The organism is Pantoea sp. Lu_F5_004 (assembly GCF_051136245.1).
Classification (GTDB): domain Bacteria; phylum Pseudomonadota; class Gammaproteobacteria; order Enterobacterales; family Enterobacteriaceae; genus Pantoea; species Pantoea agglomerans.
Window position 1 is genome coordinate 299965 of the sequence record NZ_CP194946.1, and the last position, 16481, is coordinate 316445.

Genomic DNA, 16481 nt, shown 5'->3' on the forward strand with positions numbered 1-16481 from the left:
TAGGTCTGAGTGGGCAGACTTTTGTTTAGTTTGCGGGCATTTTGAATAAAAAAGGCCTGTAAAGTGCTAAGAAGATTTACCCATTTTTTGCGGGGTAATAGCACCATAGTCGTTTACAGTCTGGTAATGCACGGGTCCTGATGCACCTGCAGGAAGCTTCATCGCATGCTGGCCAAATGGCTCAACCATGGTGTTTTCAAGCTTTTTGTTACCGATGCTGAAATTAACGAGTGATTGATAATAGGGGGTCGGATTTTTAATAATGATCTCACTGGCTGTCTGTTGAAAACTCAGCTTCTCCGCAGACTCAGGCTCGCTTATCTTCAGTCCGTCCGGACGCATAAAAAGCTTCATCCTCGACAGGACGGCAAGCTGAAGCGTATTCGCCCCTTCAGATGCCTCGCGATCCATAGCGGGAATGGCTTTTACGTTCATCCAGTAGACTATCTCGCGGTCCTTAGGAAGTGGTTTGCCGGTATAAACTATGCGAAGTGTGTTTTCACTTTTTGGCGCAGCGGCGAACAGAGGTGGGGTGACAATAAAATCATGTTCACGCTGTCCTTTATCGTTTTCAACCCAGGCCTGTATAAGATAGCGCTCGTGGCCATCGCTGTTAGTCACAGCAAGGGAGGCCTGGCTATCACTCTCCGGATAAATGACGCGTGTGGCACCGGGTGCAATTCCGCCCGCCGTGGCATACTGACTGATGGAAAATGCCAGAGCGGTAAGAGAAAATAAAAAAGCTTTCTTCAGCATGATGTAACCTGTTTTCATAGTCAGTGAACATTACGGATAGGCGATATCAAAACGTACTTCGCTGTGCAGTTCGCCTGGCCAGACACCGCGGGATGTTGCCTGATAGCGGGCGACGTAATGAAGCGAGATATCTTTTCCGGCTGGACGGGGAAAAACATTCGGGATGCTTCCCGGTATGATCGGATGTCCCCCCTGATCAGTAATTAACAATCCAAGGCCGCTAAAACCGTTGCCTCCAGAAATTCCTGTAGGGGAAGCATCAGAAGCCGTAACCAGAAAGAGATTCGGCTCCTTAGGGGCGGTAACGCCGGAGAAAGTAATCCCGACGCCACCTTCAATCTCAGGATCACAATCGGTCAGGCTGATAGTGAACGGAATGCCTGGCGTGGAGAGATCACCGATCCGCTCAAACGCATGCGTGGTGTACTGCCCCATATCAATATGCAAATCCTGGCTGTCCGCGCTGACGACACATGCCCCGTTTGTGAGCTGCCCTCGCATATGCAATTCGCCCCCTGGTATAACGATGCGTACATTGCGCGCCATCGTGCCGCCGGAGTGGATGAACAGCATTAAAAGGAGCGAAATCATGGTTAGCGGATATTTCATGACGATAACCTGGGAAAGTGTGCGGGGCGGCTGGCGTGCCGTCCCGCAAGTGCAGATAACTTAGTTGTACTGCATGATAAAGTTAGCGTCTGCGTTTGCATCACCGGCAGTTGCTGCGCCAGTAGATTTGTACTGAGCAGCAAATTTAAGGATGTTCTCGCCATCAATCAGTGTTGTTTCATTGACAAACGTTGAGCCATCAAATTTTACTGGTGCAGATTTATTATCCAGTACCTGGATGGCGATGTTTGTCGCCGTGCCGGCGTTGCCTGAAGATAAATCCTGATCCACGGCCAGCAGCGAGCCATCTGTACTGGAAGTATCAGTACGTCCAGAGAAAGCCACTGCCGCTGTTGACGCAACTGAGGTATCACAGTCTTCCAGCTTGATCTGGAACGGAACTACAGAGCCCAGCGTGCCTGCTGTTTTGAAATGGTGGGTAGTGTACTCGCCAAGTTTAACTTCCTGATCACTCGTATCAGTACTCACGGAGCATGGTGCAGCAACCAGCTTTCCTTTAAAATGTACGGTACCGCCGTTCACGGTCACAGTTCCTGAACCGGAGCCGACAGCATTTGCTGCGCCAGCTACGATCAATAAACCCATACCCATTGCCGCTGCGATCTTATTCAATTTCATTTTTTAATATCCCAATATATGTTCGTATTTGTAAATACACTTCTGAACAGGCCAAACGAAAGCGTATAGCCATCTTTATCAGCACCTAACATACTGATAAAGATGGCAATAGTGCATTAAATAGCAATCCCTGATCTGCTTTTAATAATGATCGGGTTGGTGTGAATTTATATCTATCAAGCAATCCAGTTCAGTAGCGAACTCTCTTAAAGGAATAAAATAATCCTGCCCATCGTCATGTCGTCTCAGACATAGGCCAATCTTGTTACGAATGTATACCAATTCACTGGTATCTAACTCACCGTGACACAGGAATTCAATGAATTTGAAGATATCGTTAACCTCAATAAAACCATAACCGCAGATGATAGCCTTTACTCTTTCTCCGGTGAGATGGAGAAAATCCAGGATCTCAAGTTCTGAATTTTCTTGAAGTAGATTCATCTTCTTAAATAACCCCAAGTATTGACGGGGGCTAATTATAGCCAAATCATTCTGGTTGGCAATAGCGATCAATAGCGCATCATTAATAGTGCATACCTATTAACATGCGCTCCAGAAAATCAATTAGGAATAAAACAATAAGTAAAAAAGTAATATAAATCAACGCTTTGGATATTTTATAATTATCAGGTTCGGTTGGTTTGTTATTAATTATTTAAATTATATCGAGGTGGCAGGTGTTAGCTTTTTTAATTAAATACAGAATCGTTTACAGATTGTTTAGTTTTCAGGTGGGGTATTTAAACAAACATTGAATTTAGTTGTTTTAACTATATATAGATAATTAAAATAAGAAATTAGTCTAAAATTCATTCGGGGGTGATTCATTTTAAGTCATAATAATGCGCTTTAACTCTGTCCGAGCCTGGTCGGTGTATAGCCATCTTCCTGAATAGCTTATCCTGATTTCGCAACATTTTGTTTGTCTGTGTTTCCGTACGGGGAGGGGGCATACATTGACGAACCTTGTGCAGCAGTTGCCACATTGAGCAGCACTGATAGTTAAGGCTTGTGGTGTCATTCAGCGCCCGCAATAGTCGCTCAACGTGTTTGAACCTCGATGAATAAACCGGCTGATAAATGACCCGGAATGTTGGACTCTGCTTCAGCCAGTGGAGCATCTGCTTGCTTTCATGGATGATGTCGTTATCCGCTACCAGCGCGATAGCTTTTGCACGACGGTATGCCGCCTTCTGGTATTTTTACAGGGTAATGAGCGGCACCGAACTTTTACTGCTGCCCCCCATAACTAACCCGGCGAGTACCGCTTTGGAGTGCTCATGCCAGATAAAATTTTCCGTTCTGCCCTGGCGTGACAATGCATTGCTGCTCGCCCCTTCTCTGCCAGTCTGCATTGATTTTGGGATTGAGATGGATCTCCACTTCTTCTTCGTAAAATACCGGATGCTCTGCGCTGCATTCGTCCAGTGCTTTGTGTATTGCCGCCATTTTTTAATCGTTAGGTGGTTTACGCATATGCAGTGTGGGCGCAGCGCCACACCAGACCTGCTGCAGGTAACCAGCAGCGGACAGTAGAAGCATGCAAACAGCAGCCGGTTCTCTCTCTGATTTTTATTGCCTTTAGCTCTTTACTCCACTGTGAACACTGATACCAAAGTCGCCTGACATATGTTTTAGCCGCTCGCGTGACAGTGTGCAGACATGCTCTAAAGGCCAGCGGCGTCAATGTCCGGGAGAAAACCATTTCAGGCCGTCGTTTCCATAAAGGGTAAATCAGTTAATCCAGCGGCCAACGAATGAGCGAGCGCAGCAGAGCGTTCTGGCGAGGTAGCTGACACTCTTGCCGCATTGCAACATCAGCAATGCTATAAGCCTGCGGGAAAGATCCTGATTCCGGGTTTTATGGATAGTTTTCTGCATCAGGCGTCATTCAGTTCGGGGGATAGGTGCTGTAACAGTGATCGCTCAGTCCAATGGATGATTTGTATTAGTCTGGCGATTGATTAGATCGCAAAATCCGGACTGAGTTTCTTTGAGGTGATCTGCTATACGGAATGCTTATTTAGGGTTTCACCCTCTAAAAAGAGCGATATCTTCATAAATTCAATTTAGCGTCCTTTTGTTTCGGATTCGTTTTGATTAGAAACCAACTTCATAAACATTTGATCTACGAAGCAGATAAATCATTATCGCTATAACATTTTGTTTAATGTGTTTTTGGTTATTTTTTTAAAAAAAACATTTTTCTTTGTGCGTTGAATTTATTCATTATTTTATATATTCGATTGAAATAAACATTTACCCTACCGATCAATCCGATCTGATTTGATAGTCTGTGGCTATCATAAATTTGATATTGATCGTTATTGTCGATCAATATTTTATCGGTTATGATTAATTACACCCTGCAGAAATATCATGATGGATTATGAGATAGATGATTTTTGATGAGTAAAGAAAGCAAATAAATTATTGATTTTATTGGTATTTATAAAGTAATAGCAATGTTGAAATTTACGTATGACGGTCATTGTATCGGTGAGTTATATCATTTCACTGCCAGGTCAGATGCTGTTAATAAGAGCTTAAGTTATGTTTTTAGTAAGGAAAGTATTAATCGCGCTTTTGTATTTGGCGAGCACTCAACCTTCAATATCTTGTGCAGGAGGAATCGGGCCAGGTGCAACCCGTGTAATTTATCCAGAATCCCATAGTCACGCACTGCTGGCTATGAATAACAGCGATGAGGCACAAGAATATTTAATTAAAGGATGGGTTAGTGACGAAAATGGAAATTATGCTCATGGATTTACTGTAACACCATCTTCGTTATTCGTTCCACCCAAAAACAAGAAAATGCTGCGGATTATTTATAGGGGAAAACCACTTCCCTCAGACCATGAGATTATGTACATAATGAATATTATGGCTACTCCAGCCATCAATAAAAATTTAAAACAAGGTGATGGTATACGCCCGTTATCAATACTTTTCCGTATGAAAGTATTTATGCGACCATCGGGATTAAAAATGAATGAAAAAGCATCAGCAAAAGATATACGGTTTATTTTCAATGGAAAAAAAATGACAGTGTTTAATCCAACGCCATATTATCAATCTATTGTTAATCTTCAGGTAGGAAATAATAAGATTGCAAACAGCACGGTTCCACCATTAGGGACATTCAGCTTCAGATTGCCAGTTGTAGCCGTCGGCGCTTTCCACTACCAGACCGTAGACGATTATGGCGCGCTCTCAGAGCAGCAAACTGGCAAGATTCAGTAAACCACAATTCTATCTGGTTTGGAGAGCTATCTGGTTTGGAGATTGATTGGATGAAAAAACTGTAAATCATTACATTGAGATATTAGTAAATTATTATCCTTGCTATAAATTTCCTTCCTTTTAGTTGAGATGAATATGTTGTAGAGAAAGAGCGAGCCAAAAACTTTAATGTCTAATGAAGAATGGCTGCCAATGATGAAGATATACTGATAGTGCTGAGGAACCTGGAATGTCATTAATTTATTTGAAGTCCCACCGGCTCATTAACTATTATACTATTATTATGGCCATGATCATTTCCATAATATTTAGTCAAAACGCAACTGCATCAATGGGGCCTTGTGTACCGGTTGGTGGAGTGAAGGTTTATCAAATCGACAACATCCAGACTGCGATTACAGATGTCGATAAAAACACTCCGGGAACAATACTTGACAAAATATTTTCTTTTGACTTGGGTGGGACATATAAAAATACAGGCTGTGAGTATGATGGGCCAGCGTATATTACAGCAACGAGCGATCTTCCTGTTGTAGGTGATAATGTTAAGGGGGGGCAATGGTTCGAGCTAAACGATTACCTGGCTATAGGTGTGTCGGAATATATTGCAGGTGAGGGCGGGCATTTTATTCCGGTGCCATTTGTCTCCAGGTCTAATGGAGTCTCGCCTACCTCCGATAATACAATCTGGAAATCAGGTAGTAAAGGTAACATCTCACTCATGATACGGAAAAGGTTTGTCGGTTTTAGTTCATTTAATAAAGTTGTTATGTATACGCAAATATCTACTGACCCCAATACTGGAAACAGCGGGCCATACGTTTCAGAACTGATTGTTTCTGGTCAGGTTGACGTCCCCCAGAGTTGTGAGTTGGATGCAGGAAAAATGGTTGAAATGAACTTCGGTAATATTGGTGCCAATCTATTCGTCCAGGCAGGCGCGGGAAATAAACCAGCTGGCGTAAATCCACAGATGCATATATTAAGAATAAAATGCAAGAATATGGATGCTAATGCCTTGCTTACATTGCGTCTGGAGGCTAATAAGGTTTCAGGGGGGGCAATAGTTTCGGATAACGCTGACATAGGTTTTATTGTTGCGGATAAAGATAGAAAACCGCTGATTCCAAATGATCTCACAAGCAATATACCCTTCCAGTTAGATGAACGTTCGGAAGCATCTGAATCGATTACAGCATGGCCGGTGAGCATCACCGGGAGTAAGCCAACGGAGGGTGTATTTACGGCAGAGGGATATTTACGCATGGATTTTCAATAAATAAAGTAAGAATAGGGAAGGTTAACAGAAGTTATTTTATATCTGCGCTAAAAACGATTTGAATAATATCTTTAATAATTTCTTCTCAGATTAAAGATTATCAGAAGTAAAAATGATTTCATCAAGGTGGAGGGAGTACCCATGGGCGTTGTAGCCTTGAAAGGGGACAGATAAGGCAATTGACTTTGGTAGGTGGTCAGTAGCGTTGTTGAATAAAACACTAAAATTCGAAGAATGCCAGGGTGATAAGCATTAACCAAACCAGGAGTTTTCCAGCAGGGTTAGATCTGACTTAAACAAAAACGCATACTAAGACAAATTGAAGCTCAATCTGATAAAAATAACTAATCGCAGAGCTTATTCAGTCAGCGAAACAGCACTTCAGACAATGTAAATCAAAAATCTCACCAGTCTTTGGAAAATAACTGATCCGCAAATTCATTGTGAATGTGGTTTATGTATATGTATTATATAGTTTTATGTCATCACTGTAGAAGGTATGATGATAAATGTAATGGATTATTATCCTTTGATGACGCTGTCATATGATTAGTATGGCAGTGAGTGAAATCTGCATATTGAGCTTTTAATATTACTCTCTTCAATAGCCGTTTAATTTTCCCCATGATTTCATCCGCAATAGTTAATGTAGAGTCAACGTTAATGTGTTGCTTTGTGGAACAACTAACTTTCTTGAAAAAGTCATTGACGGGTTTATCTTAATTCTATAAATCTGTGTGCAATGGTTCAGGCGGTTTAACTTATAAAAAAGGATTTATAGCTTATGGGTAACAACTCCCTATATAAAAATAGCGATCTTATCGTTTTTAATAATGAAGTGATTTCGCTGGCTATCCGTAAAGATTCAGATAAAAACAATTCACTAGTTATTCGAAGAGGAATTTACTCTGCTGAGACTGTTATTTATACGTCCAAAAGAGAAGTTTTAGAAGATCTCCAGGTTGCTGGTAAAGATTCAGGTATTAGCATTGTCTGGCGTGAGCGCAATAACCAGCTTTTCTCCGAAAGTGAGTTCCACTATGCAAAAGTCACTGCTGAGGGAATCATTTCTGAGCATCGCGTTCTTGAATGTAGTGATAATAATTTCAGACACGCAGCATTATTACGGGCGAAAGTATCTAATACGGGCCATCTTTTGCTTTCTATTGTCAGTGGAACGATGAAAAAAATCGTTCTGATAGCCTATCATTTGAAGGATTATTCGCAGGTAGACACAGTAAGCCTGGATGATGCTGTAACTGAGAAGTATTTTACAAGTCAGAAGATTGCTAATGCCAATGTTATTCTTTTAGTAATGAATGATGGATCTATTTATCTACAGTTTATTTTATCTTCAGGTACGTTGCGTAATTATAGTGTTAGCATCAATAAAGCATCAGGAAAAATAAATGCCAGTAAACTATTTGATTTCGCATTGGATAACATTGGATATCATAACTGCCTCATAGATGAAGAAGAAAAATTAATCCTCATTACCTATTCAGGTACAGATCTTGAAGGAAATAGTATCTATGTGGCTAAGCAGAAACTATTTACCTCAAAAACTATCAGCTCAGAAGATTTCACGAAAATCAGCCAGACAAATGGAGATTACTTTCGTCCTTTCGTAATAAAAAATGATGATAATTATCTGATAGCATGGGAGGGCGATAGCATTCACTATACAATTATTGATAAAAACCTGGATATTGTTGAAGCAGAAAATACTTTTAGTTCTGTGGCACCGGGATATATTCTCCTGACCGGGTTAGAAGGAGTTTTTGCCTCCTGTCAGACAGAAAATTTACCAAATCGTGAGTTTGGAAGCTCTTTTCTTTTAAGTAAATTATATTAGGAATATTTTAGTGTCTAAGATAGAAAGTATTACAGTACCACAATGTGAGTGCTCGCTTTCTCAAGGTGAAATTACATTTAATTCTGTGATTTCCTGTGATAAAGATAGTTTCCCTGACCGTATTGATTACTTTTTGGTTTCGCCTGAAGATAGTGGCGAGATTATTTTTTACAGTATGTTTCCGGCGTTTTCGATATCAGAAGAAAATAACGAAATATATAATATAAGCGTTGTAGGTGATCAAAATACAGATGTTTTGCTTTTACTGGTCAAGAAATATGGCATGCGAAGTTATACGATTATTGTTAAGCCAACAATCAATGGAGATAAAGAATGGGACGGGACAAAAACTATAACGACGCAGAATATTCAGTTTAGTGATGTCATAACGTCGTTGTCACCTGTAGCAGATGATGGTTCTACCTGTGCAGTAGAGATAAATGTCACATGTCTATGGTGGAATAATGATTGTATGACGCTGAATGCAAAATCATCAGCTTCAGAAAAAGAAGAAAATTTTGTTTTCAGTTGGGATGAAATCACACTGGCCTGGATAGGAAATGTGATGGTAAGTCTTGAGGAAGCTGGATGTAATAGTTCAGTCACCCTTTCATTAACAGGAGCATATTCATCAGTATGCGAACCATTACCCTGTAAACCGTGGGCTTATAATTATACATTTAAAGAAATTTTCAAAGGAGCATGTATGAATACAAAATATCAGGACGGACTTCATATCCTTAAAGATATTGCAGGTGATGATTTTGGTTGCACACTGGTTCGATCGTCTAAATCTGGTCATATGATCACAACATATACCAGCCTTCGTAATAATACATCTAATCGTTCTGTTTATATCCGTGTAGTCTCAGCTAGCGGTGCTCTTACTCCAGAAATTCTGGCTCCCGATGTTACTGATAATAATCAGTATGATGCTGACGTAGCACCTATTGCTAACACTGATGATTTTGTTGTCGTATGGACCAGTAATGCCGTAGGTAATGTAAGAAGAATATATGCTCGAAAATTCACTATCAACAGCAGTGGTCAGCCTGTTGCTGCTGGTACAGCTATACAGGTTAGTCAGTCTAACGGAGATTATGTCGCTCCCAGAATCGTATACAACAAAGCCATAAATAAGTTTTTTATTACATGGATTTCTATCGCGGACAAAGAAATACAATCAATTTATCTGAATAATGATAGCAGTATGAGCGAGGCTGGATATCAGGGGGAGTGGTCGCTGGAACTATCAATTCAACATATTATAGTCCTGCTCTGGATATTCATAACGACAAAGGTTTAAATATATCTTTGTTTAACGCTGGCAGTAAAATCATGGCTGCGTATAAAGGCGTGGGAGATAGTATTGTTATTTATGAATATACTTTCACAGCAGGAACTGCACCATCACCCACTACTCTACCTACATATGAAGTTAAATCACTAAAGAATTTTCATTTTGCATATGATGAAATAAATAGTAAGCTGAAAGTTGTCTACACGTTGTCTACTAATAGTAATGTTTTTGGTGACACCATAAGTTTTTTCCAGGAGTCTCTAACGGTTAATAATCCGGTTGTGCTTAATCAGAACAACCATCCATGTGCAAGACCTTTCATCAAGAGAACGCCGGTAATCGTTAATGGTACGGATAAATATCGCCACTTTGTTGTGGCGTGGGAAACTTCCAATAGTGGAACCTACTATAATGTCTTTGATAGTAATTATTCACAAATAAGCTCAGAGCAGTCAATAAATCCTGACGATAACAGTTCGGTCAAGCCACGTGTTATTTGTACTGATAATCAGATCGCTATTATTCTTGACGCAAGTAAATACAACACTCAACCTTTATCTTCTACTGGCGTCCTGTATTACGTAGCTGAAAGAACTGATTTTTAGTTATCTGTTAAAGAATATTGGAATTAAAATGGCACGCTTATTTTTCGGAGCGTGTCTTTTTTAATTTTTAGTATTCTTTTTGATTTTAAATAACACGGATTTAGATGCTTCTGTTTGGAAAAACCTCCCGATAAAATGCGAAAAATATCACTGTTGAATTAATATAGAACTGAAAAATATTTAAGTTGAGTGGTCGAGGACAACCTATGCCCTCCCGAGGTGTTTATACTAATTTTTCTGTAGTGGTTAACAGAAATTGGCTACGTTTTTTTTAAAAAATCGCCCCAGTTCATTTGTCATCAAACTACCATCACAGTGATGAGGTTTGGGTTGGCTGTAACATGCCATGATATAATTTGCTATCGCTGTACTGGCTTAGCCAAAATTAGCATATCCATTATCCGGGAGACACTCCATTTTCAGACTTCTGAAGAACTGAACCATCGAACTATTATCCCAGAAATTTCCTCTGCGACTCAGGCTTAACTTTATCTGATATCTCTACAATAAAGGTCTGAAGTTCCCGCTGGTATAGTGGCTCAGTGATACAGTGCATTAGCGGGCTTCCTCGCGCGTTCAGCCCATAGACAGTGCTATACCGGTCAGCGCAGAGTTCGAAAAAGATGACATTGCCCGGGCAACCGGTTTGCGGGAAAAGAGATTAATATCCTCTTTGATTTTAAGGCTTTTAGCCAGTTAAACTCTCATGGCTTTGAGTTTCTTTTCATCCATAATTTGCCTGTCTTCGTTGTTGGAACCAACATATCGAAAACAGGCGTATACATAATTTAAGTTATAGGCTCAAATGAATTTGTATTCATTAATGTGGCCTAGTGGCCGGCATTGGGCATAGCGCCGGCTTTTTCCGTTTAAGCGATTTAATTACTCGTCCTCTTCATCGCGCAGCGGCACAATCAGCATGTCGATATGCACGGTGTTGATTAGCTGACGGGCTGAGGACATCAGCTTGCTCCAGAAATCCTGATGATGACCACATACCACCAGGTCAACGTCATATTTCCTGATCGCATCAACCAGAACCTGGCCGAGGTCACCACTGCCGCTCAGCGTCTCACTGATCGGATAGCCCGCCGCATCTGACAACCCTTTCAGTGCTGCATGCGTTTCTTCAGAGATGCGCTTCTGCATATCCCCTAAGTTGACATCAATCAGGCCGGTATAGAGGTCTGAGTAATTCACATCAACGTGAATCAGGGAAATTCTGGCATCGTACGGACGAGCCAGCGAGACGGCCTTATCCACCAGCAACTGGCTTTCGGGAGAAAGGTCTACTGCAATCAGGATATGTTTATAAGCCATGATAAAACTCCTTTCACGAGATTAAGGATGGCATCCGGTGTTCCTGCCGCGTCACAGCTTAGCGAATCCCTTGCGCGAGCGGGCGATGAGCGCCACCAAAGTGTCTACCTGCATTGCAGGTGATGATATTGTTATGACCTGAGTATAGCCTTCTCTCACTGCAAATGCTGCTGTTGCCGCCTGGCTTATGAATAAGATCAAGGCTATGCCAGATTTACTCGCGCTGAACGAAAATCATCGTTGGAAAAAATGTAAAGAATTCTCCTACACTGAAAAAAGGCGGTCCGGTTCGCAGCCGCTCAGGGGGTCGAAAAACTTTCGCAGTCCGGTGATTCAGTGGCTGGTTTTTTCTGCAGGCGGGCTCCGTGTCAGACACGGGGTCTGTTACTGCGATTCCAGTCGGGAGGGGGAGAATATGATCAGCACTATTGCGCTTTTTTGGGCTCTTTGTGTGGTGTGTATCGTGAATATGGCGCGCTATTTTTCGTCTCTACGCGCGCTACTGGCGGTATTACGGGGTTGTGATCCGCTGCTGTATCAGTATGTCGATGGGGCGGGGTTCTTCACCTCTCACGGTCAGCCGAGCAAGCAGGTGCGACTGGTCACCTACATTTGGGCAAAACGCTATCTTGATCATCACGATGATGAATTTATCCGGCGCTGCGAGCGGGTGCGGGGGCAGTTTGTGCTGACCAGTGCGCTGTGCGGACTGGTGGTCATCAGTCTGGTGGCGCTGGCGATCTGGCATTAAAAAAGGCGACTTGCGTCGCCTTTTTTTAGCTGGCTGGTATCACACCAGTTTTAAAGCAATCCAGTAGAGCGAACCTGACAGCAGAATACAAACCGGCAGGGTGAAGATCCACGCCATGGCAATATTCTTGATGGTCCGGCTCTGCAATCCGCCACCGTCGACCAGCATGGTACCGGCCACCGATGAAGAGAGGATATGCGTGGTGGAGACGGGCATGCCGGTATAGCTGGCAACGCCAATCGACAGCGCGGCGGTCACCTGTGCTGACATTCCCTGCGCATAAGTCATGCCTTTTTTACCAATTTTCTCACCAATGGTGGTGGCAACGCGACGCCAGCCGATCATGGTGCCGATGCCCAGCGCCAGCGCCACGGCCACAATAATCCAGATTGGCGCATACTCGATGGTGCCAAGCAGGTCGCTTTTCAGCTTATTGAGGAAGCGTTTGTCATCTGGCGTGGTTTCCTGCAGACGAGCCGCTTTATCGGCGGTATCTGAGATACACAGCAGCAGGCGACGCATCTGACCGCGCTGATCAACCGTCAGCTGATCGTAGCTCTGCAGATTATTCAGCAATACCTGAGCACGCTGTACCGCCTGCAATGCGCGCGCGCTGTCACAGTGGAATTCCTGCGAGCTGGTTGCGGGCACTTCTTCCGGCGTGGGCAGCTTAGGCGGTGCCATCTGGATGATGTGCGTCAGCGCGGCGTTATGCTGCTGGTAATACTGCTCCAGGTGATTGACCGCATCGCGGGTGCGCGTGATGTCATAACCTGAGGCGTTCATATTCACCACGAACCCGGCTGGTGCCACGCCAATCAGGACCAGCATGATCAGGCCAATGCCTTTCTGACCGTCATTCGCACCGTGCGAATAGCTCACGCCAATTGCCGAAACAATCAGGGCGATACGGGTCCAGAACGGCGGCTTTTTCTTGCCGTCGATCTTCTCGCGGTCGGCAGGCGTCATATGAATACGCGCACGCTTTTTGGTATTGCTCCAGTAGCGACGCAGAATAAAGATTAGGCCGCCCGCCATCACCAGGCCGACAATCGGCGACAGGATCAGAGAAAGGAAGATGTTCAGGACTTTCGGGATATTGAGCGCGTCAACCACCGAGGTTCCGCTCATCAGGGCGTTGGTCAGACCGATACCGATAATGGCGCCGATCAGCGTATGGGAGCTGGAGGCCGGCAGACCGAGATACCAGGTGCCGAGGTTCCAGATAATCGCCGCCAGCAGCATAGAAAACACCATGGCGAGACCGTGAGCCGATCCAACATTTAACAACAGATCGGTGGGAAGCATATGAACAATAGCGTAAGCAACACTCAATCCACCGAGCAGCACGCCAAGGAAGTTGAATACACCCGCCATCACCACAGCAAGCTGGGCACGCATGGCACGCGTATAAATGACCGTCGCAACTGCGTTGGCCGTGTCGTGGAAACCGTTGATCGCTTCGTAAAACAATACAAACAGCAGGGCAAGAACCAATAACAGGCTAGTACTGAGGTCTAGACCAGCAAACAGATGTAGCATAAACGTTACGCCATTTTTGGAGGACATGAACGCGGCGCATTATCCGCGACAACGTGCTGTATGGGAAAGGAAAATATAGCGCTAATTTAACCTTTCTTCGTAAGGGTTAAGGGTAACTCAACGAAAAAGGGTTAGATATTAGACAGATACAATATGACACATTTACGGCAATTTTTTGACGCTGGCGTCTCAGTGAGCAGATCACTACAATCTGCGCCTTTCCAGTAAAGTGAGTGAGTCGTAGTGGAACAGTTTGACGTTATCATCATTGGTGCCGGAGCAGCAGGGCTGTTCTGCGCCGCCCAGGCCGGACAGCGGGGGCGCCGCGTGTTACTGCTGGATAACGGCAAAAAGCCAGGACGCAAGATTCTGATGTCTGGCGGGGGCCGCTGCAACTTCACCAATCTCTACACTGAACCGGCGGCGTATCTGTCGCACAATCCTCATTTCTGTAAATCGGCGCTGGCGCGTTATACCCAGTGGGATTTCATCGATCTGGTTAACCGCCACGGGATCGCCTGGCACGAAAAAACCCTGGGCCAGCTCTTCTGCGACGACTCCGCCCAGCAGATTGTCGATCTGCTGCTGGCCGAATGTGACAAGGGCAATGTCACCCTGCGGCTGCGCAGTGAAGTGCTCAGCGTGGCGCGCGATGAAAGCGGTTATACACTGCAACTTAACGGCAGCACGGTTCAGGCGGAGAAGCTGGTCATCGCCAGCGGCGGTCTGTCGATGCCTGGCCTGGGTGCCACGCCGTTTGGCTATAAAATAGCGGAGCAGTTCGGGCTGAGCGTCTTTCCGACGCGGGCGGCGCTGGTGCCCTTTACCCTGCACAAGCCGCTGCTGGAGCAGTTGCAGACGCTGTCAGGCGTCGCGCTGGAGACCACTATCGATGCGCAGGATGGCACCCGCTTCAAAGAGGCAATGCTGTTTACTCACCGCGGCCTCTCCGGCCCGGCGGTGTTACAAATCTCCAGCTACTGGCTACCCGGAGAATTCGTCACCATCGATCTGTCACCTGCCACGCCGCTTGAGGCGTTTCTGACGGCGCAGCGTGAAGCACATCCGAATCTCAGCCTGAAGAACAGCCTGGCGAAAATCCTGCCGAAGCGCCTGGTGGAAGTCCTGCAGGCGCTGAAGGTGGTGCCGGATATCACCCTGAAGCAGCTCAACAGCAAACAGCAAACCGAACTGGTGCAGACGCTGCACGCCTGGCGCATCCAGCCAAACGGCACCGAGGGATATCGTACTGCGGAAGTGACGCTGGGCGGCGTGGATACCACCCAGCTCTCCTCAAAAACCATGGAGGCGCGCGCGGTGCCGGGACTTTACTTTATTGGTGAAGTGGCCGATGTCGCCGGATGGCTGGGGGGATATAACTTCCAGTGGGCGTGGAGTTCCGCCTGGGCTTGCGCCCAGGCGTTGTAACGCGCGTTTACCAGCGCTGATGGACGTGAGGCGCGATCTTCTCCTGATAGATCTCTTTCAGCGCCGTCATCGTATCTGCAGAGAGCGCATCGACGTCGCTGGCGCGGGCATTGGCTTCAGCCTGTTCGCGGTCTTTCGCACCAGGAATCACCACGCTGACATCCTCGTTCATCAGGATCCAGCGCAGCGCAAACATCGCCATGGTGGTATCGCCCGTGACAAAGCGGCGAATCTCCTCAACCGCCTCCAGCGCCACCTCATAAGGCACGCCGGAAAAGGTCTCGCCTTTATCAAATGCTTCGCCATTCCGGTTAAAGGTGCGATGGTCGTCAGCGGCAAAGACGCTGTCGGCGCGCATTTTGCCGGTCAGTAAGCCTGAAGCCAGCGGCACACGGGCGATGATTGCCACATCACGGCGTTTCGCCTCACGCAGCAGCAGTTCCGCCGGACGCTGGCGGAAAATGTTGTAGATCAGCTGAATCGACGAGACGCTGGGAAATTCCAGCGCCTTCAGACCTTCCTCGACTTTCTCAACGGAAACGCCGTAATGACGGATTTTTCCGGCGGCAACCATCTCATCCATCACTGCAAACACGTCCGGGTTGTAGTAGACCTCGGTCGGCGGACAATGCAGCTGCACCAGATCCAGCGTTTCGGTTTGCAGATTTTCGCGTGAGCGTTCGATAAACGCGTTGAGGTTTTCGGCGTTGTAGCCCTCAGCGACGTGCGGCGAAAGGCGACGCCCCAGCTTGGTCGCTACAAACGGGCGCTCACCGCCGCGCTGATTCAGCACCTCTGCGATGATCTTTTCGGAGCGGCCATCGCCATAAACATCGGCGGTATCAATAAAGGTGATGCCCGCATCCAGCGCGGCGTTGAGCGCGGCTTTGGCATCCTCCATGCTTACTTCTCCCCAGGTTCCGCCAATAGCCCATGCGCCAAAGCCAATTTCGGAGACGCGCTGACCGGTACGGCCCAGTGTTCGTAGTTTCATGCAAACATTCCTCGATGCGTTTCAGACAGGGTGACAGAAAGCGGCTAACCATTGAGCTTAGCGCTTCCTGACGGAGAGGCGATTTCACGTCGTCGCAGGCCCGCCCAGTGAAAATGCGATGCGGCGACGCCAGGCTGCTGGTTACGTTGAAGAT

The 16481-nt window shown here is 45.4% G+C and carries 14 protein-coding genes and 1 pseudogene; 7 read left to right on the top strand and 8 right to left on the bottom strand.

Annotated elements, in window-relative coordinates; genetic code table 11:
• Positions 1–66 precede the first annotated feature (66 nt).
• The 5 genes and pseudogenes from ACR8BN_RS01395 to ACR8BN_RS01415 form a co-directional block, all read right to left on the bottom strand.
• The gene (locus ACR8BN_RS01395) at positions 67–756 is read right to left on the bottom strand and encodes a fimbria/pilus periplasmic chaperone (protein ID WP_434747270.1); all 690 of its coding nucleotides are present in this window, start codon (positions 754–756) and stop codon (positions 67–69) included.
• A gap of 30 nt (positions 757–786) precedes the next feature.
• Positions 787–1365 (bottom strand): fimbrial protein, encoded by a 579-nt coding sequence (locus ACR8BN_RS01400; RefSeq protein ID WP_434747271.1) that lies wholly within the window; start codon positions 1363–1365, stop codon positions 787–789.
• Between the two features lie 60 nt (positions 1366–1425).
• Positions 1426–2004, bottom strand: coding sequence for a type 1 fimbrial major subunit FimA (gene fimA / locus ACR8BN_RS01405; protein WP_434747272.1), 579 nt, complete (start codon positions 2002–2004; stop codon positions 1426–1428).
• Positions 2005–2145: 141 nt separating this feature from the next.
• Positions 2146–2520, bottom strand: coding sequence for a hypothetical protein (locus tag ACR8BN_RS01410; protein WP_434747273.1), 375 nt, complete (start codon positions 2518–2520; stop codon positions 2146–2148).
• Positions 2521–2957: 437 nt separating this feature from the next.
• A pseudogene (locus ACR8BN_RS01415) lies at positions 2958–3888 on the bottom strand (IS630 family transposase); the annotation flags it as partial.
• A 672-nt stretch (positions 3889–4560) separates the two neighbouring features.
• On the opposite strand from ACR8BN_RS01415, the gene ACR8BN_RS01420 reads away from it, so the two are divergent.
• The 5 genes from ACR8BN_RS01420 (at position 4561) to ACR8BN_RS01440 (ending at position 10292) form a co-directional block, all read left to right on the top strand.
• Entirely contained in the window at positions 4561–5253 is a 693-nt protein-coding gene (locus ACR8BN_RS01420; RefSeq protein ID WP_434747274.1) for a fimbria/pilus periplasmic chaperone, read from the top strand.
• Positions 5254–5482: 229 nt separating this feature from the next.
• Entirely contained in the window at positions 5483–6532 is a 1050-nt protein-coding gene (locus ACR8BN_RS01425) for a fimbrial protein (protein ID WP_434747275.1), read from the top strand.
• A gap of 784 nt (positions 6533–7316) precedes the next feature.
• A complete protein-coding gene (locus tag ACR8BN_RS01430) occupies positions 7317–8387 on the top strand; it encodes a hypothetical protein (protein ID WP_434747276.1) in 1071 nt (356 codons plus the stop codon).
• A 10-nt stretch (positions 8388–8397) separates the two neighbouring features.
• Positions 8398–9693, top strand: coding sequence for a hypothetical protein (locus tag ACR8BN_RS01435; RefSeq protein ID WP_434747277.1), 1296 nt, complete (start codon positions 8398–8400; stop codon positions 9691–9693).
• 32 nt (positions 9694–9725) lie between these two features.
• Positions 9726–10292 carry a hypothetical protein gene (locus ACR8BN_RS01440; RefSeq protein ID WP_434747278.1) on the top strand — a complete coding sequence of 189 codons (567 nt, stop codon included), beginning with the start codon at positions 9726–9728 and terminating at the stop codon, positions 10290–10292.
• A gap of 882 nt (positions 10293–11174) precedes the next feature.
• On the opposite strand, the gene uspA is transcribed toward ACR8BN_RS01440, so the two are convergent.
• Positions 11175–11612 carry a universal stress protein UspA gene (gene uspA, locus ACR8BN_RS01445; RefSeq protein WP_314985366.1) on the bottom strand — a complete coding sequence of 146 codons (438 nt, stop codon included), beginning with the start codon at positions 11610–11612 and terminating at the stop codon, positions 11175–11177.
• A gap of 415 nt (positions 11613–12027) precedes the next feature.
• On the opposite strand from uspA, the gene uspB reads away from it, so the two are divergent.
• Positions 12028–12363, top strand: a complete 336-nt coding sequence (gene uspB / locus ACR8BN_RS01450) for a universal stress protein UspB (protein ID WP_003852126.1) — start codon at positions 12028–12030, stop codon at positions 12361–12363.
• Between the two features lie 39 nt (positions 12364–12402).
• Here uspB and pitA read toward each other — a convergent pair whose 3' ends face one another.
• Positions 12403–13905, bottom strand: coding sequence for an inorganic phosphate transporter PitA (gene pitA, locus ACR8BN_RS01455; RefSeq protein WP_136196250.1), 1503 nt, complete (start codon positions 13903–13905; stop codon positions 12403–12405).
• A 243-nt stretch (positions 13906–14148) separates the two neighbouring features.
• On the opposite strand from pitA, the gene ACR8BN_RS01460 reads away from it, so the two are divergent.
• Positions 14149–15333, top strand: a complete 1185-nt coding sequence (locus tag ACR8BN_RS01460; RefSeq protein ID WP_434747279.1) for an NAD(P)/FAD-dependent oxidoreductase — start codon at positions 14149–14151, stop codon at positions 15331–15333.
• Between the two features lie 7 nt (positions 15334–15340).
• On the opposite strand, the gene ACR8BN_RS01465 is transcribed toward ACR8BN_RS01460, so the two are convergent.
• Positions 15341–16327: an aldo/keto reductase gene (locus ACR8BN_RS01465; RefSeq protein WP_434747280.1), complete on the bottom strand. Its 987-nt coding sequence runs from the start codon at positions 16325–16327 to the stop codon at positions 15341–15343.
• Between the last annotated feature and the right edge of the window lie 154 nt (positions 16328–16481).